The organism is Lysinibacillus sp. GW823-FHT06C08 (assembly GCF_058795135.1).
This window is the reverse complement of record NZ_JBXAHN010000002.1, coordinates 339,800-358,134: the sequence shown is the minus strand read 5'-3', so window position 1 is coordinate 358,134 and position 18,335 is coordinate 339,800. Positions and strand designations below refer to the sequence as shown.

Here is an 18,335-nt window from a genome sequence, read left to right as displayed (position 1 = left end):
ATAAAAAAATGCCCTATAAGCCTAGTAGACTTATAAGACATTTTCGTAAACAAGAATCTTATTTTGTAATAAATTGTTGTGTCCAGTAATTACCTGATTTCACGTAACCTACACCAATATGTGTAAATTTACCATTTAAAATGTTAGCACGGTGACCAGGTGAGTCCATCCACGCTTGTACTACTTCTTGTGGAGAACGTTGACCTTGTGCAATGTTTTCTCCTGCACTTTTATAGGCGATTCCTAAAGCTTTCATACGATCAAATGGTGAACCGAATGTTGGACTTGTATGTGAGAAATAGTTATTACTTTGCATATCTTGTGATTTTTCACGAGCTGCCGCCATTAATTTATCATCTGTTTGTAATGGAGATAAACCAGCTTTTGTACGTTCAGCGTTTGTTAATTTTACTACCTCTTGTTCAAATGCATTCACATCTGAAGTTGTTGTTGAAGGTGTAGAGCTAGTTGGTGGTGTTGCTGGCTTTTCGTTTTGTGATGATTGATTATTGTTTGGCGTAGTTGCCGTATTGTTATTATTTGTTGTAGGCGTCTCTTTAGATGGTGTAGATGCCTGCGGGAATTGAATATTCCATTTATGATTGTTAGACCATTTATAATAAACTTTACAGTTTGTTGTTTGCTTTACTGAATTCCCCTCTGTTGTATTTGTAGCAGCAGAAGCTATTTGAATTGGAGCTGCTAAAAGAAATGTTGCACAAATTGCAGTTAGTGTTTTTTTCATGTTTGCAATTCCTCCTTCTATGCCATTAATCGTAAAGGATAATTTTCATTAAATTCTTACCAGCATCTGCTAACTACGCCAATACGGAAATAAATACGCGAAAAATCGGGGTTTTTTTGCTATATTTCTTAGTAGGATTAACCAATCTATGAAATACTTACGTTTGAAAGTGGGTTGACACCCCTATAAATCTAGCAAATATTATCGTAAATTCACCATAAAAGTGAATCCAAAATGTATGCGTTATTCAATGATTCAGTTACTCTAATGATCCTGATTGAAAGCCGCCAGAATTGTGATATCACTAGTTCTAGTGGCTCTTCTCACTATTTATATTACAAATATATTACAGACGCGTTACATTCTCTTTACATAAAAATAAAAAAACCTGCGTAATCCACACATTGTCTAAATTGTGCAATAATCCACAGGTTTACATTTTCTTTATTAAATGCCAATAACAGGAAGAGTTCCTACGTTTTCACCAATAATAACAAGTTTCGCTGGCATTTTTATATATTCCGGTAGCCATTGAACCATGCCATATGCATATTGGAACAGCATTGGATTTTTAATGCCTTCTATCGGCACATACCCTTTCATTCGATAAATTGTTTCAGGTAATGCACGTACCCATTCTTCAAATTGCTCCTGGGTAAACTCCATATCCGTAAATTCTACTAAGCGCGAGCCAAGTTGCATAGAGGCTATCGGCGCTTTCACAATATCAGCTTTATCCATTTGTGTCGTTGCCTTTAAATTCTCTAATAATGACAGTGGTACTCGTCCATTCGTCGTTTGCAAAATAAAGGCATGGGGATTTAAGCTTTGTAGCTCATAGACTACTTGCGCTTGCTCTGCCTCTGTTAAAAGATCCGTTTTATTTGCTAATAATAAGTGTGCATGGCGAATTTGTTCCATAAATAGAGAACGTACTTGTGGTGTCAGCGTATCACGGTGAAGCCATAGCTTTGAATCAGCCACTGTTACAATGCCTTTGACATTAAGCTTATCAGCAAACAATGGTGAATATACCGCATCTAAAGCCTCGACCGGATGGGCAGCACCCGTTGTTTCAATAATTAATACATCAAAATCACTATCTAATAGAAGAGATTGAATTTGTGCCTCTGTTTTTTCAGCACCAGAACAGCAAATACAGCCTTCTAGCATCTCTTTGAGCGGAATATCCTTTTCCACGGCCTGTGAGTCAAATGGTAGCTTGCCCAGTTCATTCATAATAACCGCGGGCTTTAAATTTTTCTCCTTTAGTTGGCGAATCACATCTGTCAGCATCGATGTTTTGCCACTTCCTAAAAAGCCACTAAATAGATATACATCCTTCATTCTCTTCTTCCTCCTATAAAAAAAGCTGTCGCAGATGCCGTGAAGACGACTGTTGCGACAGTTGTAATGTTAGTTTGTAGTTTCCTCTGTCTTATCAGCTGTACCTAAAAGAAGCTCTTTCGCTTTTAACAACTGAGGATCATCAGCTTTCATTTTTGCACGTAAAGCATCCATTAATGCATACGTTGTGTTTCCTGTTAAAACACCTGTCTCTTCAAGATTATTCGCAGCTTGTAATTGTTCTACTGCATGCGCTGTATTGTCATCGAAAAGACCATCTATTTCACCAGGCTCGTACCCTAATACTTGGAGCATCTCCTCTGCCGCCTTCACAGAGTCTGATTGCATACCTGCCTTCATTTCTATAGAAGCATTCAAGTATGGTAATGAGGCATATGTTGGGTAAGCGACCTTGACATCAGGAGTAATCCCTTTTTCATTAATCCAGTTACCTTTCGGCGTTAACCATTTACCTGTAGTAAATTTCAGATTAGAGCCGTCTTTTAACGGAGTCACATTTTGAACTGTGCCTTTACCGAAGGATGTTTCACCGACAACCTTTGCACCAACAGATTCTTTTAAAGCACCAGCTAAAATCTCGGAGGCAGAAGCACTACCACCATCAACTAGAACTGTAATTGGTAGGTTATATTTTTTACCAGCAATCGCATTTGTGACTTCTGGTTCTGTATCCTTTTCTTGTACCTGTACAATGGCCTTGCCTTCTGGAACGAACAGATTAGAAATATCCACTGCAGCCTTTAAGTAGCCACCAGGATTTTGACGTAAATCTAAAACAATCCCCTTCATGCCTTTGCCTTCGTACTCCACGAGGATTTTTTCAAGCTCTTGGGCAGTTTGTTCACTAAACGATGTAATTTGAATATGAGCAATATTGCCATCAAGCATTTCACCATATACAGTTTCTACTGGGATTTCATCACGAACAATTGTCATTTGAATAGGCTCCGTATTGTCGCCACGTTTCACTGATAATTTCACAGGCGTTCCCTTTTCGCCGCGAATTAACGCTACTGCTTCTGTAGCACTGAAACCTTGAATGCTTTTCCCATCAACTGTTAAGATGATATCTTTTGGTAATAAGCCTGCCTTCTCAGCAGGGGAATTTTTAATCGGTGACACAACTGTAATATAACCATTACGTTCTTGAATTTCTGCACCAATTCCTTGGAAGCTTGAAGATAAACCAGAGTTAAATTGGTCTGCTTCTTCCTTCACCATAAAATCAGAGTACGGGTCTCCTAATGCGTCGAACATGCCATTAATAGCACCATCGACAACCTTTTCATCTTCAATATCTTTGTAATAGTTATTTTTCAGTAAATCAAATGCTTCATATAATTTCGTAAATTCCTCACGTTCTACAGGAACTTTCACTTCTACTACTTTCTTATCACCAAATGTTAACGCAAAAATCGTTAAACCGGCAGTAATAAGAATTGTAAAGAACATTAGCATGATGAATTTAAACGGTTTTAATTGTATAAATTGTCCTGCTGGCTTAATTTCAGCAGGTGTTGACTCTTGCTGCTGTTCCGTACTTTCATTTTTCTGTTCATCCATCTTGATTGTCACCACTCTCATATACACTAACTTGTTGTCACACTACTACCATCTTAACAGGTTATACAGAAGACGAAAAGAAAAAGACTGTCGAAATTTTATGACAGACCTTGTCTGATCCTGCTTCCAAGCATCTCGCATCCAAATGCTTATGGACCCATCATTCCCTATAGAAGCTTAAGGTATATAATGGTACTGCCTTCTAATTTTACTCATTTCCTAGTAGCAGTCAACTAAAAATTCAATTGAATCATAGAAATACTATAAAAATATAACGTGCCAGTGACTGAAAAAGTTTCAAATCATGGTAATTTTTTTTACACAGGTTCTTCTAATAGGGTTTGAAGCTTTTTATAAATAGAATGAACCGTTAATCGGTGAAAGGAAATAAGCTGTCCTTTATAGATGACAGAGAAAATCCCATAGGGTGTCGGCGATTTTTCCATCAACTCTTCACGGCTTTGGATTTCGACTAAGTCTACTGAAATATCTAGCTTACTGGCAGCGGCTAAAATGTTCTCCGTTGCGACTTCTACATATGGACATTGAAAAGATCGAAGAATCGTCAAGTTGTGATAGCCTGCTAAACGTTCATGCCAATTTTCAGGAAAATACGGTAACTCTACATCTCCACTAAATGGGTAAACCAATAATTCGAAATCAAAAGGTGCAGTGGCGACTAGTTGGAATTGGTGCTGTAAAAATAAAGCCTTGCTTGGGGTCCACGAAGTATGGTCATTAGTAAGAACCGCTACTCCTTTTTTGCCCCGTTGTTTAGCATCATCTATGCACTTTTGCAATAATTGTGTACCGTACCCCTTTCCAACAGCGCTTACCCATAAACAATGAATCATTATATAGCCTTCCGCATGCACAACCCTAGAGGAATATTCTGCGTCAGTATACTCTATAAAGCCCACTTGTTTTTGTTCTTCTAATAACTGTATATAACGTAAGCCCTTTTCAAATTGTTGATTTAGCCATTTATTTTTGCTTTTATAGCCTTCACCTATTTTCTTGCTTCTTAAACAATAACTCCCTATCCCCTCCAACAATTGTCCATCCATTTCAACTATCTCTATATGTGTCAATGGCAGCTCCTCCAATATTTAGTCGTTCAGCTAATTTTACCATTTCTTGTGAATCATTTAAATCGTTCTCCTTTTATCTTCCTCACGCATATGATGCAAGTAATGACAAACAAAAGGAGGAAGGATAATGGGGAGAAATAATAAGCCCGATCAAAACAATGATTCCTTGGAAATATATGCAGCTAAGTTATCTTATATTGGCACAGCCATTTCAACACTAGGAGATGGCCTACAGACCATTGCAGCAGGTCTTGCCCTAGAGGCACTCGTTAATGCGAATAAGGATTCTTCTCAAAATAATAATGGTGACAGCCAATCAAACGTTCAAATTGATAATATGCAGAAGCAAATTGATTATTTAATTGGTGAGCTGAAGCACATCAAAAAAATGCTGAAATAACCTTTACATAAAGAGAAATCGCAATAAAAAGTAGTGTTGAAAGAAGGCTCTCAACACTACTGTTTTTTTTCCATTTTTTTGTGAGCCATCTGTACTTCAAGCAATTCTGAAACGGTCACAAAGCGATAGCCCTGTTTTTCAAGCTCTGGTAAAATTTGCTCTAGCGCTTTCACTGTCTGTGCCCGATTCCCTCCACCATCGTGAAACAACACAATATTACCTGCCTTTACTCCTTTTATGACGGTATTCACAATTCGATTAACGCCTGGGCTCTTCCAGTCAAGTGTATCCAAATGCCATGACCACATCACCACTTTATAGCCCTCTTTTGCGATTGCATCTATCATCGCATCTGAGAACTGCCCTTCCACCGGACGGAATAAAGTGGGTTTAAAACCGGTAATACTATAAAGAGTCTCATTCGTTTGATCAATTTCCTTCATCAAATTCGTTACATTTGTTTTTAAAGGATGGGTATACGTATGGTTGGCCAATTCATGCCCTTCATCGTACATTCTCGAAATAAGCTCAGGATTTTTTTCTGCATTTTGTCCAACAATGAAGAATGTGGCTTTTGCTTGATATTTATCCAAAACATCTAGAACATCCGATGTGTATGTGCGATGTGGGCCATCATCAAATGTGAGTGCGATGATTTTCTCCTCTGTTTGGATTTCCCAAAGTATTTGTCCAGCTTCTTCATAATACTTTCTGCCTTTATTGTCATAAGAACTTGCTTTGACATAGAAAAATGACACCGTAATCAGACAAAGTGGCAGTAAAAACAGTAATAATTTTTTCAAATCTTCACGTCCCCAAAATTTTTTCGTACTTTATTATTTGAGGATTTCGCAAAAAAATGCTTACATTTCGATAAATATTATAAATGCTTTTTCACATGATGCTCTAGGTGATCGAGATAATCCTGAACGAGCCATTTGAGTGTCACCTTTTGCTGTTGACCCATATCACAAGGTCGAGATAATGCCTGTTCTGAGAGGTTTTCCAATACCACCAATATTTTTTTATTTAAGCTCGTCCATAATAATAAGATTTCTTCTATAGGTAATTTTTGATAACCCTGTAGCTCGACCCATTGAACTTGGTCGTATGTAGACACTACATATGGTGAAACGTCGTATTGAATCTTTATAAATCGTTCAAGGTTGATGAGAGCAGAATCGCATAAATGACCTAAGTATTCTTTTTTAGACCATCTATTCGGAGCAGTGCGTTCTGTCATTTCTGTTTCAGTCATAATGTGAAACATTTCGGGGATTTTCAGCAACCAATAACGTAATGATTCAATGATGTTCTGCATAATGATCATCTCCTGTTTGATAAATGGTCACGTAATAATCTACTAACGCTATCACAGCCTGCACTCGTTTATGTTCTTTTTCAATTTTATAGGAAATAAAGAGAATCGTGACATTCAAACTCAATATCGCCAAGGCCACAATTTGGACAAGCGAATGTCCCATCATCAATTGGCTATTCACGGCAGCAGCAATCAACGTAAACACGGACAAAATGACCCCACTTAAAGTGATGAAAATGGGCTTTAAACGCATAATTTCCTCCGCCTGCTGCCTTAACATACGAATGATAAAGCATAGCTCCTGTGTTGTATATTGTTGCTGAAAAATAACAAAATAGGACTGATAAATATCTTGGTGAAGCTTCTTATGGAGAATTTGTTTATGCATTTTTTGTACAAATCGATCACAAAAATCATTATCTAATGCTTCCTCTGGCCGTAACCGCTTTTCATTACATTCTACTATAGCGACCCTCAATCCCCCTCATTCGGTCATAATGATTACTATTATATGAAAGAAAATTAGGGGTGTAGTACGCCTTGAAGCAAGTCTTTATCTATTTTTACGCTAAAAAGGCTATAACACCGTCTATTGAGCAAATTTCTTAATTGCCAAATGCGAACACAAGCTCCATTTCACAAACCATTTCTCCATCAACCGTCGCGATTCCCTTCCCTTTACCGATTGAGCCTTTTACACGTGTAATTTCTACTTCAAGACGTAATTGATCTCCAGGCTTCACTTGTTTTTTAAAACGACATTGATCTATGCCTGCTAGCAATCCCAGTCTTCCCTCATTGCCTTCCTTCGTTAGCATGATGACCGCGCTAACTTGCGCTAATGCTTCCACTATCAGAACACCTGGCATCACAGGATATTGGGGAAAATGACCGTTAAAAAACTCCTCATTGATCGTCACATTTTTAAGACCTACTGCACGTTTTCCTTCCTCCAATTCTTCAATACGATCCACCAAAAGGAATGGATAACGATGTGGTAAAATTTCTTGTATTTGTTGACTAGTTAACATGCGGATACCTCCATTTTTTTAATGATCTCATTCTATCATTAAATACTATTAGTTGGTACTAAAAAATACCCTGAACTATAAAGCGAATCATCCATTCAAGTCGCATATACTATCCGCTTATTATTTTCTGAATATTTTTTCATTCCTTTTTCAATATTTCTTTATCGACAGCTCTATAGTAGCTAGAATATAATATGTCATGCATTCACCCTAGAATGATTAGTTTATTAGAATAGGATGGTAAGCATGTTATCTTTTATCGCAATAGTTCTTTTATTATTTTTAATTCCAGGACCTGCAGTCATTATCACCATTACACAAACGTTAAAAAGTGGTAAAAAGAATGGCATTTATACAGCTTTAGGTATCGGTCTCGGCGACTTAGTCCATACTCTGGCAGCTGTTTTAGGTCTATCTGCTATTTTAATGAAATCTGCCACAGCCTTTGAAGTAGTGAAATATATAGGTGTAGCTTATCTTGTATATTTAGGAATACAAATGCTCGTAACAAAGCCGAAGAAAATTGAACAGCCTACTGTGGAACAAAGCCCAGCAAGTACTTCATTCCGCCAAGGCTTTTTAGCCGAAATATTAAATCCAAAGACGGCATTATTTTTCCTTGCCTTTTTACCTCAATTTATCCAGCATAATGAGACATCTGTTACAGTTCAACTGCTGACACTTGGCATTACATTTGTTGTCATGAGTGCGTTGTATACTATTTTACTAGCTGTTGTAACAAGCTTTATCGGAGAAAAAATGTTTACGAAAACAAGTGGAAGCTCCCGTTGGCTTGAGAAAACGGTTGGCTTTGTCTATATCGGTCTAGGTGTCAGATTAGCCCTACAAACACAAAGCAAATAAATGACGAGAAGAACCCAAATCGGAGTTCTTCTTTTTTTTGGAGGAAAATTGGTGGCAATAGCTAATACATACTAAAAGGAGGTTTTACAATGAATCAGCGACAAGAAAATTTATTTCAACAACTACAGCATTATCGAAGCGAGTTACTACAAATACTAGATCAACTAACAGACGAAACGGCCAATATCATTCCGACTGACTTCCATAATAATATCCGCTGGAATATGGGCCATTTATATCTCGATCAATATTTATGGATAGAGGCTCTAACAAAAGACAAACATAAGGAACTAGACCATTTCACCAACTGGTTTGGATTCGGTACCTCACCTGATCATTTTGATGAAAAAACCCCATCTTTTGAAGCATTAAAAATGTTATTGGCCCAGCAGCCCGAACAGCTAAAGGAACAATATGGTCATCGATTAATGGAAGTATTCCCTCCCATTGAGATGGGCATGCAAACTATAGAACAAGTACTACTGCGAACTATTTTCCATGAGGGCATGCATGTGCAGGCAATCTTAACGATTCATCGGATTCTTAACGAGTCTTAGTCAGAAGCTCTTCAAATTGATCATGAATAAAGCCAATCTTCTACCCATCTTTCATAAAGAAACCATAGGATTTTTATGTAAAATATAACAAGCTTATAGATCAAAATAATCTATAAGCTGTGATGTCTTTTACTGTTTCGGTGTATTCGCTGTTAAAGGATTTGCATTAGCTACTAATTGAACAGGTGTTGTCGTTTGTTGGTAGCTATCCTTCTGTCCTTGGTTTGATTTCCCGTAGCCTTTCATCGCAGCAAACAATGCTGCACCAACTATGCCCCATGTTAAATATTTCACAAAAAAACCTCCTTTCACTCTTAGTATTCGATTTCAAAATCGGTTTATACACTGTAAAAAATTAATAAATAGTAAACTATTATAATCACATTAGAATTTTATGGTAAAATAAGGTCGTGAAAATAAAGGAGGGCAACTACCATGAAAAAAATCTTCACAGGCCTATTATTAACAGCTGTATTATGGACAGCTTCCCCTGCTGACGCAGCAACACTACAACTAAAGATTGACGAGGTTGTCGTGAAAACTGATACACCACCTGAGGTCAAAAACAATCGAACAATGGTACCTTTGCGTGTAATTAGTGAAAATTTAGGTGCGCAAGTACAATGGAAGGATTCACAAATTATCCTTTCAACGAACCAATCAACCGTTATTTTAACTTTAAACAGTCAGACCGTTATTAAAAACGGTCAAGCGGAACAATTGGATACAACACCATATCTTAAAAATAATCGTACCTTCGTTCCAATCCGTTTTATTGCTGAAACATTCGGCAGTCAAGTCGATTACAAACAAAGTACTGTTAATATTGCGACAAAGCCACTATTCATTAACAATCAAAAAATAAAGGCTCTTCACTATGAATATCACATGACGATGGGTGGAGTTATTCAAGAAGTTAAGGGACATAGCTATCACAACGCTATGTACAAAATTTTTCAGCAAAAAGGAGATAAAGTAGAAGCGCCTAAAGACTATTCTTGGCAATTAAATCTGGACATACCTGGTTCCTATTATAAGCTTGGACAATATGATTTCTTAAACGCTGACAATAAAAGTGTTCAGCAGTTGGATACGTATTCCTTAAACCAAGCATTCCCTGATGAACTATTAAAAGGTTATCCTACGCTTCTTCTCCATGATGTTCATAATGATAGCTGGTATATATTCTCAGATAATAAAATGCAGTCTATTCAACAGCTTATGAATGCCGCAACTAACAACGGATTTAATAAAATTATTAGCAATACCGTTCTTTAAAAAATAACAGTAAACTAAACATATTCTGTATGAAAATGTGCAAAATATTCATATCAACGATTTATGGATGGAGGTTTGCCTCATGCAGAAGTTACTGTCATGTAGTTTGGTATTATTATTACTATTGGCTTTAGCAGCCTGTTCATCGGAAGAAGCGCCGCCAAGCGAAGAAGCTGAAGCTAAAGAACAAACCGTAAATGCACAACCAAAAGAAACCCTTGATTTATTAGAGAATGACCGAGGTTTAGCCATACATGAATGAATGAATAAATAGAAAAAGCGTGTTTTGAATAGACTCAAAACACGCATTCATCATGAATTATTTTTGGATAATCTGTATAAGGTTGCCACAAGTATCATCCAAGACAGCTATTGTGACGGCCCCCATTTTTGTTGGCGTCATCGTAAATTCTACGCCCTTTTCTAATAATTGCTTGTACTCCTCATGAATATCTGCAACACCAAACATTGTTGCTGGAATACCTTCAGCGAATATTCTCTTTTGATAATCCTTTGCGGCAGGGTGCTCATCCGGCTCTAGTAAAAGCTCAGTTCCACCTTGCTCATCTGGCGATACAAGCGTCAGCCATCTATGCTTTCCTAATGGTTCATCTTCCTTTTTAACAAATCCTAGCTTTTCTGTATAAAATGACAATGCCTTTGCTTGGTCTGTTACAAATATACTGTTCACGATAATGTTCATTTGAATAGCCCCCTCTGTTAGTTGTACAAAATGCTTCACGCCCTATTGTATGATGTTCAAAAAATTACTCTACCCACCCCTTCAATAAATCTTTAAGTGGTTCATTGTTAAACATAACAACTCGATATTTCCCCTTCCGCTTAGATGTGACAAGCCCTGCCCCTTCCAAAACAGCAAGATGTTTAGCAATTGCTTGTCTCGTTATGGAAAGCTCGTACTTCATAAGTAGACGAACCGTTAACTCATATAAGGTCATCTCATTTTGTTCACATAGCTCGTCTATTATAAGCCTCCGAGTCGAGTCTGCAAGTGCTTTAAATATAGCGTCTTTATCCCATTTCATAAATTGATTATAGGCAACTTTTTGGTTGCATGTCAAGTATAAGCAACCTAGTAGTTGCCTATAAGTAAAAACAAAGCAATTTTAAATATATATATTTCTGTAAATATATAATAATAAAAAACACAGCAAGCTTGAGTAGGACACTCACACTTGCTGTGTTTTTATAAGGGTAACACCGTGGAATATTTGATTTCTCGTAAGGATAAATTTGTTTGAATTCTAGAGATACCTAACCTATTTAATTTCCGAATAAATTGATTCAATTCTTGACGATCTCGGATAACGATTTTTAATAAATAATCATAGGCACCTGTTAAACAGTGACATTCCAATATTTCTGTCATCGTTTGTAGGCTTGTTTCCAATTCCTCTATTTCCTTTGCTTGATGGATATCCGTACTCATAAAAACATAGCACAGTAAATCAAATCCTAGTTTTTCCTGATTTAAAATAGCGACTTGCTGATCGATATAGCCTTCGTTTTCCATTCGTTTGACTCTTGTATGAGTCGCTGGTGGCGATAAGCTGACACGTCTCGCCAATTCGGCATTACTAATATGAACCTCTCGCTGTAAAATATCTAAAATTTGAAGATCCGTTCTGTCTAGTTCTTTATTCTTGCTATCCTCCATTGATGTCTCCCCTTTTGATTATTTCCCATGATGTATCCACAGAGCTTCTTTTCCGAACAATATTCCGAAAAAACTCCATATACTTAATTTTATTTCAAATTTAATCAATTTCACAAAATATTATACAGCGAAATCACTGTTAATGCTATGATTCTTAATATACATAAAGTTAAGAGGGGTGTTACGAGCTTTGGTTAAATTGTATATGGGTCTAATGCTTGTCACAAGTTTACTGTGGGGAGGGAATTTTGTAGTTGCCAAGACGCTTGTTGCCCATGCTTCTCCTATGACATTGACAACAGTCAGATGGTTCATTGCCGTCATTGTCCTTGTCCCATTGGTTTGGTGGAAAGAAAAAAAATTAGTTCCCCCCAAACAAGCGATTGTCCCGTTACTTTTAATGGGTGTTACAGGGGTTGCTCTCTTTAATATTTTTCAGTTTCTAGCATTAGAGCGTACGACTTCTACTAATGCAGGGCTTATTTCTACCATGAATACAATATCCATTGCCCTTTTTTCGTTTGTCTTGCTGAAAGAAAAAATAACGAAATGGCAGTTATCGGCAATGGTTTTATCATTGTTTGGGGTAGTTCTCGTTCTTTCAAAAGGAGATTGGCAGCTATTGCTGGATTTTCAATTGAATACAGGTGATTTATGGATGCTGGCAGCTGTGTGCGTTTGGGGTCTATATTCCGTATGTAGTAAATGGGCTATGCAAACAGCCTCCCCCTTAATGGCTACTTTGTATGCCGGGGTATTCGGTGTGCTACTGCTCCTACCATTTACGAGTGCAGACTTTACCTTTACGAATGTCAATACATCTTTCATTCTTTCCATGCTATATACCGGCATTATTTCCACCGTTGTTTGTATGGTATTTTGGAATATAGGTGTACAGAAGTTAGGCGCGACCACATCGGGAATTTTTTTAAACTTCAATCCCATTTTCACTGCCCTTCTCGCCTATTTATTTATTGGAGAAAATATGTCCTGGCTCCAGGGAATTGGTGGGCTTATCGTCATTATGGGATGCTATCTATTCACCCATTTTAAAACAAAAGCTCCGCAGGCTATACTATAAAGAAAAGATGCATGGCACACAGACGTGTCATGCATCATGTTTTACGGGCTTCTTCACAAGAACTACAAAAGAAACGGATGTTCCTTCATGTAGCTTACTCGTAATAGTCAATCCTTGCCCATAATGCTGTTGAAGGCGAAGATGGGTATTCATTAAACCAATGCTTTTGGACGGCTGTTGCGTTGTTTGAAGTAACTGGGACAAACGTAGTTCATCCATGCCAACACCATTGTCCGAAACTGTAATTTCAAGTTGTGATTCACTTTCAAAAATCCGAATATGGATCGTACCCCCTTCTGTCCGTTTTAAAATACCATGCTGTAGAGCATTTTCAACTAAGGGCTGGATAGTTAATGAGGGGATGAGCACATCGGTAGATGCCTCTAAATCCCATTTAACGTGAATACGATCGCCGAAGCGCTCCTGCTGAATATAAAGATAAGCTTGAATTAATGTAAGTTCATTTTCTAACGGCACAAGTGCTTCAACATTTTGAAAATTATAGGATTCTCTTAAAAAATCGCTGAGTGCCTCTACTAATCTACTTGTTCGTTCACTATCCATTTCACTCAACGTTAAAATGGCATTTAACGTGTTAAAAAGAAAATGAGGCTCAATTTGTGCCTGCAGCCAGGCAGCTTCCATACGATGACGTTCTTGAATGGATCGCTTCACCTTTATTAATGCCGCTACTCGTGAACGTAGCTCTAGTGCATCGACAGGCTTGGTCACATAATCATTCGCACCTGCTAAAAAGCCTTTTTCAAGATTCTGGGGTTGACTACGCGCTGTCAGCAATAATATAGGTAAATCGGTGATGGAGAATTGCTTCCGAATGAGGCGCACTAATTCATACCCTGACATTTTCGGCATCATCACATCTGAAATAACTAAATCCCATTCGTGTGATTGAATACTTACTAGCGCATCTAAGCCACTTGTCACCGTAACAATGTCATATTGTTCATTTGCTAAAATTGTCTCAACTACTCGCAAATTAATAGGCTCATCATCCACTACTAAAATACGTGGATGATTCCACTCCGCACTTTGATCATCCTCCAAGGCTGCTTGTAAACTTGCTGTGCGCTCTGAACTCTTGCTAACGCTCTGTCGTACCTTTTCAAGTGGCACTTGGACATTCGATTCATCTGCTAGGGGCAATGTAAAGGTAAAGGTGGAGCCTTGTCCTACAACGGATTGCACTTCCAATGTTCCTCCATGGAATTCAATGAGCCGCTTACAGATGTTAAGCCCTAGCCCAAACCCTCCCTCTACCATAGTTTTACTGATCGTTCCTTGCTCATATGGTTCAAATATTCGACGCATGGTTTCATCGTCCACACCGATACCTGTATCTGTAATGACGATATTCGCCATCCCATTACGCGTATAACTCGAAATCGTAATCGACCCTTCATTCGTAAATTTCACAGCATTATGCACTAAATTAAAGACTATTTGGATCACACGATTTTCATCAGCTTGCACTCTTTGAAAATCTTCTGGTATTTTCAGGACGAACTGAACAGGCTTTCCCTCAATCATAAAGCGCAGCATATCAAATACACCTACAGCAATAGAATGGATGGATACCATACTTAGTTGTAATTGTTGTGTATCGTCTTTCAAGCGCATGACATCCAGCAAATCATTTAACAACAAAGACATTCGATTCCCTACGGACAGAACAGTTTCTAAATCATTCACACTTTTTGTAGTTAACGTCTTAGCTTCACGATCAAGTACTGCTTTAGACATATTGATAATGCTATGAAGTGGATTACGTAATTCATGAGAGGTACTTGCCAAAAATTCATCCTTGATTTTATCAATCTCTTGCAGTTTATGAGCAAGCTCCTTCGTATCGGCATGTACCTTTGCATAATCTTTAAACCACAATGTCGCTAAACAGGCAATTGTCACAATCAAATCAAAAGGATAAGAAATGATTTTTATGCCTGTAATCAGCAGTATGACATCCCAAATGATACTATTCACAAAGGCCACTAATCCTAATAAAATAAAAACATTCCTGCGAATATCCTTTATTGATTTTCCAATCATTAAGATTAAAGTAATAACGATCGGAGCTCCTAAAATAACCATATAAAATGCTTGCATGGAAACAAGATAACGTATAGGTAATGTGAAGGCTAATAGGATCGCTACCATGCTGAAAAAAGTGTATACATGTTTATAGAGCTGTAAATGTGGCGGTAGCCAGTGTTCTATACATTGCAGTAATGAATAGCCAATGCCCACCATAGAAAGATGGACTAAAATAAAACCCCAATCATAATTTATGGGAAACCAAAATGAAAGAAGTTTATCATCACTTCCTAATAAATAATAAAACATAATACTTACGGTTAAGATCGAAAAGAATAGTAAGCGTTTATCTTTATTTCCAACTAAATAGAGAATAACAGAGTAGATGGCATGCAAGACTAAAACAACTGCCACTAATAGCTGCATTGTGACGGACAATTGTGTCTCCCGATTGATTACATCTTCTTGTCCAAATTTGATAGAACGGACAATTCCCCCATTACGAGGATCTTGAAAGTTGGCTACTTGAATAATCAGTTCGATTTCACTTTCACCATTTGTCTCGAATGAGGCTGTAAACGGTACATTTTTAGCCACCGTTTGCGCTCGATTTTCACCTAGCTCCCCTGATTTCGCAATGAAGCGATCGTTCACATATATTTCTGCGGCACTACGAATACTTGGCACTCTTATACTAAAGGTTTTTGTCTCATCTGGATTAACCAGTATTTTTAGTTGATAAGAGCCATATCCAAATGGGCTTTGCTCCCCTTCCTGAAAAACTTTGTCCCAGCCATCCGGGACTTGTATGTATGTCTGGTTGGAAGAATGATTATCCATCAACCATTGCGATGGATAGAAGGACCATTCGCCATCAAGAGTTAATGCACTTTGTTGAAAATCAAAATTACGGACATCCATCTGCCCTTTCATTGCATATGGTTGATCGGGCTGCGTAAATGATTGAAGCCATAAAATACGAGAACCTGTTAAAAAGACTATAAAGAATATAATGATGACAGCAATTTTTCTATGTTTCATAGTGAATGATCATAACACCTCCTCAATCTAAAAGTAATCCCATAACCTCCTATTCTACCAAGTCTACTTATACAGAATCTGAACAATCTATTTTTCCCCCAAAAAAACAAGACAGTCTAGTGACTATCTTGATTTCCCTTACCTATTATCATTTCTGCGGTGGAATGATGCCTGTAACAAGTAAGATAAAGAATACCAAACCTATTAGTACGAATATAAGTGATGCTATAAAAACAGGACCTGCTTTAAACTGAAATCGGTCTCGCTCCTGGATAATGCCTGTTACGGCTCCAGATTGAGCTGCAAAAAATCTTGACATAGCACCACCACTACTTGTAAAGTAGAGCGTTCCTAATGTAAAGGCAGCCCCTGTGAAAAACATGACTTCTATAAACCTGACAGAAAATACGGAGGCAATCCAATAAGTTAGGGAAAATTCTACAATAAATGCAATAACCATCATTATATAATGTTTTCGGTTCATTCTAAAAACCCCCTTCTTTCTTTATGTACGCATCCATTTGGTAAAAGTTTTATTTTTATAAAAATACTGTATACTTCCATCTCTAACGTGGAACTTCCATTTACATTCAAAGATGATAAGCAAGATTAGGGCGATGAGTATTATGAGCATCCATATAAAATGCCTTCCTCATCAAGTGGCTTGCCAAACGTGCATGAAGAGGACATGCCTAAAGATGCGTTACATCAACAAGTGGTTGATTATTATGTACCCTCATTAGAAATTACATTATTTAGTAATTGGCGAACTTTGCTTTTCCCAATCAGTGGGTCCCTCATTAGGTTCTATATACTTCCGCCAATACTCCCCGCTTTGCTTATCAAATATAATGATATTACTATCGTTTGGCGAGATTAACTCATACCTGAATTGTTCTTTCTTCGTTTTATCGACTTGTTCGGATGTGAAAGACTGCGATATAAACCATGCACCTAAAAGCAAACAGAATCCTAAAAAAATAATAGAAACAGACAATAAATTTTTATTCATTTGTTCCCCCCATAAGCAATATACACATTTCATTATTTAACAAATTATAACATTAAAGACAATGAAAAGAGTATATACTTTAAAAGACTAAGGAATAAAAGATATATACATTTATGTTCGAGCTCTGATAGGCTCAATGTATATATTCGAAAATGTTATTGTATTGCACAATCTACTATTTCCTTATAAAGAATGTTCCAATTGTGATAATAAGAGGCCATATCATTGGGATTAACAAACATCCGTTGAGCAGATTCATATTTGCCTTCCACATACCCCTCCTCCTGCGCTTCCCGTTTAAAGCAATCTTCTGGGCTTTCTCCAGGTTCAATATGTCCTCCTGGAAAATCCCATCCTCTATGATTGACATCTACCAATAATAATGGATCCTCTTGAAAACAAAAGACATGTACACTTGTTATTAAATGATCAGGGGGCAGTAAGTTATTTTTTTCCCAAGTTAATTTAACGTTTGATTCTCCCCAATTTACATATGTAGTAGTCAATTTTTCCTCCGAAAATAATCATCTCTCTTACTTATATTTATTTAATAGTTCTTCTGGAATATGACAATAATCATTTGGACATTTTGCTAACCTATCTTGATGTTCTTCTGCACTTCTCACATAATTCGTAAGAGGTAATACTTCAACAACGATCAAATCGTAATCATTTCTTTCCCCAAGAAACGCCTTCGCCTCTAGTAAGTGTTCCGGATTTTCACTATAAACTCCCGTTCTGTATTTCTCGCCAACATCCTGTCCTTGTTTATTCAAACTGTAAGGATCAATAATTTCAAAAAAATACCCCATTAACTCCTGGATGGTTACAACGGAAGGATCAAATCCTGTTTTTACGCATTCGGCATACCCATCATAATCCCCCTCAAGGGTATAACTTGTTCCATTGGCTCTTCCTGCCTCTGTAAACTTAACGCCAGGTAAGTTTTTTATAAAAGCTTGTACTCCCCATAAGCAACCACCTGCAAAATATACTACTTCCATCCTTATTCACCTCTTTGTTTAATGAAACAAATCATACGAACTATCTAATTCCTACGTATATTTTTGTAAGAAATTTCTAAATGTTTATTCCATACTATCATGAAAATCGATGAAATTACAGGCAATCTCTTCTCTAAACACAAAAAGACCAGGATGCTCACCTTACTGGGAGTCCTGGTCTTTTTGTGAAAAGTGAAACTTACTAGTTTGCTTTAGTTTTTGTATCCTACTATTACAGTAGTCGTGTTC

Annotated in this window: 23 protein-coding genes; 6 read left to right on the top strand and 17 right to left on the bottom strand. The window is 37.3% G+C overall.

Translation table 11 applies throughout. The annotated features are described in order from the left end of the window. Positions 1-58: 58 nt before the first annotated feature. The 4 genes from AC1Q6O_RS09570 to AC1Q6O_RS09555 form a co-directional block, all read right to left on the bottom strand. Positions 59-745, bottom strand: coding sequence for a CAP domain-containing protein (locus AC1Q6O_RS09570; RefSeq protein WP_008181638.1), 687 nt, complete (start codon positions 743-745; stop codon positions 59-61). A gap of 447 nt (positions 746-1,192) precedes the next feature. Further along, the gene (locus AC1Q6O_RS09565; protein ID WP_089984400.1) at positions 1,193-2,092 is read right to left on the bottom strand and encodes a CobW family GTP-binding protein; all 900 of its coding nucleotides are present in this window, start codon (positions 2,090-2,092) and stop codon (positions 1,193-1,195) included. 69 nt (positions 2,093-2,161) lie between these two features. After that, the gene (locus AC1Q6O_RS09560; protein WP_008181642.1) at positions 2,162-3,676 is read right to left on the bottom strand and encodes a lmo1851 family serine protease; all 1,515 of its coding nucleotides are present in this window, start codon (positions 3,674-3,676) and stop codon (positions 2,162-2,164) included. A 317-nt stretch (positions 3,677-3,993) separates the two neighbouring features. After that, positions 3,994-4,767 carry a GNAT family N-acetyltransferase gene (locus AC1Q6O_RS09555; RefSeq protein ID WP_239354529.1) on the bottom strand — a complete coding sequence of 258 codons (774 nt, stop codon included), beginning with the start codon at positions 4,765-4,767 and terminating at the stop codon, positions 3,994-3,996. Between the two features lie 127 nt (positions 4,768-4,894). Here AC1Q6O_RS09555 and AC1Q6O_RS09550 point away from each other — a divergent pair, with 127 nt between their 5' ends. After that, positions 4,895-5,167 (top strand): translation initiation factor 2, encoded by a 273-nt coding sequence (locus AC1Q6O_RS09550; protein ID WP_089984403.1) that lies wholly within the window; start codon positions 4,895-4,897, stop codon positions 5,165-5,167. A gap of 56 nt (positions 5,168-5,223) precedes the next feature. Here the strand turns inward: AC1Q6O_RS09550 and AC1Q6O_RS09545 are convergent, their stop codons facing one another. The 4 genes from AC1Q6O_RS09545 to fabZ form a co-directional block, all read right to left on the bottom strand. Then, positions 5,224-5,970, bottom strand: a complete 747-nt coding sequence (locus AC1Q6O_RS09545) for a polysaccharide deacetylase family protein (protein ID WP_342551095.1) — start codon at positions 5,968-5,970, stop codon at positions 5,224-5,226. A 77-nt stretch (positions 5,971-6,047) separates the two neighbouring features. Further along, positions 6,048-6,488, bottom strand: a complete 441-nt coding sequence (locus AC1Q6O_RS09540; protein WP_253734794.1) for a DinB family protein — start codon at positions 6,486-6,488, stop codon at positions 6,048-6,050. Continuing rightward, positions 6,472-6,966: a hydroxymyristoyl-ACP dehydratase gene (locus AC1Q6O_RS09535; RefSeq protein ID WP_342532912.1), complete on the bottom strand. Its 495-nt coding sequence runs from the start codon at positions 6,964-6,966 to the stop codon at positions 6,472-6,474. The genes AC1Q6O_RS09540 and AC1Q6O_RS09535 overlap by 17 nt, the downstream gene beginning before the upstream one ends. 127 nt (positions 6,967-7,093) lie before the next feature. After that, entirely contained in the window at positions 7,094-7,519 is a 426-nt protein-coding gene (fabZ, locus tag AC1Q6O_RS09530; RefSeq protein WP_008174760.1) for a 3-hydroxyacyl-ACP dehydratase FabZ, read from the bottom strand. Between the two features lie 246 nt (positions 7,520-7,765). On the opposite strand from fabZ, the gene AC1Q6O_RS09525 reads away from it, so the two are divergent. Beyond that, positions 7,766-8,383: a LysE family translocator gene (locus tag AC1Q6O_RS09525; protein ID WP_025115411.1), complete on the top strand. Its 618-nt coding sequence runs from the start codon at positions 7,766-7,768 to the stop codon at positions 8,381-8,383. Positions 8,384-8,472: 89 nt separating this feature from the next. Beyond that, positions 8,473-8,940 (top strand): DinB family protein, encoded by a 468-nt coding sequence (locus AC1Q6O_RS09520; protein WP_089984412.1) that lies wholly within the window; start codon positions 8,473-8,475, stop codon positions 8,938-8,940. Positions 8,941-9,069: 129 nt separating this feature from the next. On the opposite strand, the gene AC1Q6O_RS09515 is transcribed toward AC1Q6O_RS09520, so the two are convergent. Beyond that, positions 9,070-9,234 carry a hypothetical protein gene (locus AC1Q6O_RS09515; protein WP_164908711.1) on the bottom strand — a complete coding sequence of 55 codons (165 nt, stop codon included), beginning with the start codon at positions 9,232-9,234 and terminating at the stop codon, positions 9,070-9,072. 141 nt (positions 9,235-9,375) lie between these two features. Here AC1Q6O_RS09515 and AC1Q6O_RS09510 point away from each other — a divergent pair, with 141 nt between their 5' ends. Beyond that, on the top strand, positions 9,376-10,218 hold the full coding sequence (locus AC1Q6O_RS09510; RefSeq protein WP_492401087.1) for a copper amine oxidase N-terminal domain-containing protein: 843 nt from the start codon (positions 9,376-9,378) through the stop codon (positions 10,216-10,218). Positions 10,219-10,300: 82 nt separating this feature from the next. Further along, positions 10,301-10,480, top strand: coding sequence for a hypothetical protein (locus AC1Q6O_RS09505; RefSeq protein ID WP_089984415.1), 180 nt, complete (start codon positions 10,301-10,303; stop codon positions 10,478-10,480). Between the two features lie 57 nt (positions 10,481-10,537). On the opposite strand, the gene AC1Q6O_RS09500 is transcribed toward AC1Q6O_RS09505, so the two are convergent. The 3 genes from AC1Q6O_RS09500 to AC1Q6O_RS09490 form a co-directional block, all read right to left on the bottom strand. Next, entirely contained in the window at positions 10,538-10,921 is a 384-nt protein-coding gene (locus AC1Q6O_RS09500; protein ID WP_089984417.1) for a VOC family protein, read from the bottom strand. A gap of 64 nt (positions 10,922-10,985) precedes the next feature. Beyond that, entirely contained in the window at positions 10,986-11,264 is a 279-nt protein-coding gene (locus AC1Q6O_RS09495) for an ArsR/SmtB family transcription factor (RefSeq protein ID WP_008174769.1), read from the bottom strand. Positions 11,265-11,425: 161 nt separating this feature from the next. Next, positions 11,426-11,896, bottom strand: coding sequence for an Lrp/AsnC family transcriptional regulator (locus AC1Q6O_RS09490; RefSeq protein ID WP_008174770.1), 471 nt, complete (start codon positions 11,894-11,896; stop codon positions 11,426-11,428). Positions 11,897-12,101: 205 nt separating this feature from the next. Between AC1Q6O_RS09490 and AC1Q6O_RS09485 the strand changes: the two genes are divergently transcribed. Then, positions 12,102-12,977 carry a DMT family transporter gene (locus AC1Q6O_RS09485; RefSeq protein WP_492401086.1) on the top strand — a complete coding sequence of 292 codons (876 nt, stop codon included), beginning with the start codon at positions 12,102-12,104 and terminating at the stop codon, positions 12,975-12,977. 27 nt (positions 12,978-13,004) lie between these two features. Here AC1Q6O_RS09485 and AC1Q6O_RS09480 read toward each other — a convergent pair whose 3' ends face one another. From AC1Q6O_RS09480 to AC1Q6O_RS09460, 5 genes are all read right to left on the bottom strand, one after another. Further along, positions 13,005-16,070: a hybrid sensor histidine kinase/response regulator gene (locus tag AC1Q6O_RS09480; protein WP_492401085.1), complete on the bottom strand. Its 3,066-nt coding sequence runs from the start codon at positions 16,068-16,070 to the stop codon at positions 13,005-13,007. 148 nt (positions 16,071-16,218) lie between these two features. Further along, the gene (locus AC1Q6O_RS09475; RefSeq protein WP_008174773.1) at positions 16,219-16,554 is read right to left on the bottom strand and encodes a hypothetical protein; all 336 of its coding nucleotides are present in this window, start codon (positions 16,552-16,554) and stop codon (positions 16,219-16,221) included. Between the two features lie 267 nt (positions 16,555-16,821). Continuing rightward, positions 16,822-17,082, bottom strand: a complete 261-nt coding sequence (locus AC1Q6O_RS09470; RefSeq protein ID WP_237068823.1) for a hypothetical protein — start codon at positions 17,080-17,082, stop codon at positions 16,822-16,824. Positions 17,083-17,237: 155 nt separating this feature from the next. Further along, the gene (locus AC1Q6O_RS09465; protein ID WP_089984427.1) at positions 17,238-17,588 is read right to left on the bottom strand and encodes an NUDIX hydrolase; all 351 of its coding nucleotides are present in this window, start codon (positions 17,586-17,588) and stop codon (positions 17,238-17,240) included. Between the two features lie 27 nt (positions 17,589-17,615). Further along, entirely contained in the window at positions 17,616-18,086 is a 471-nt protein-coding gene (locus tag AC1Q6O_RS09460) for a peptide-methionine (S)-S-oxide reductase (RefSeq protein ID WP_008174776.1), read from the bottom strand. Positions 18,087-18,335: the final 249 nt, after the last annotated feature.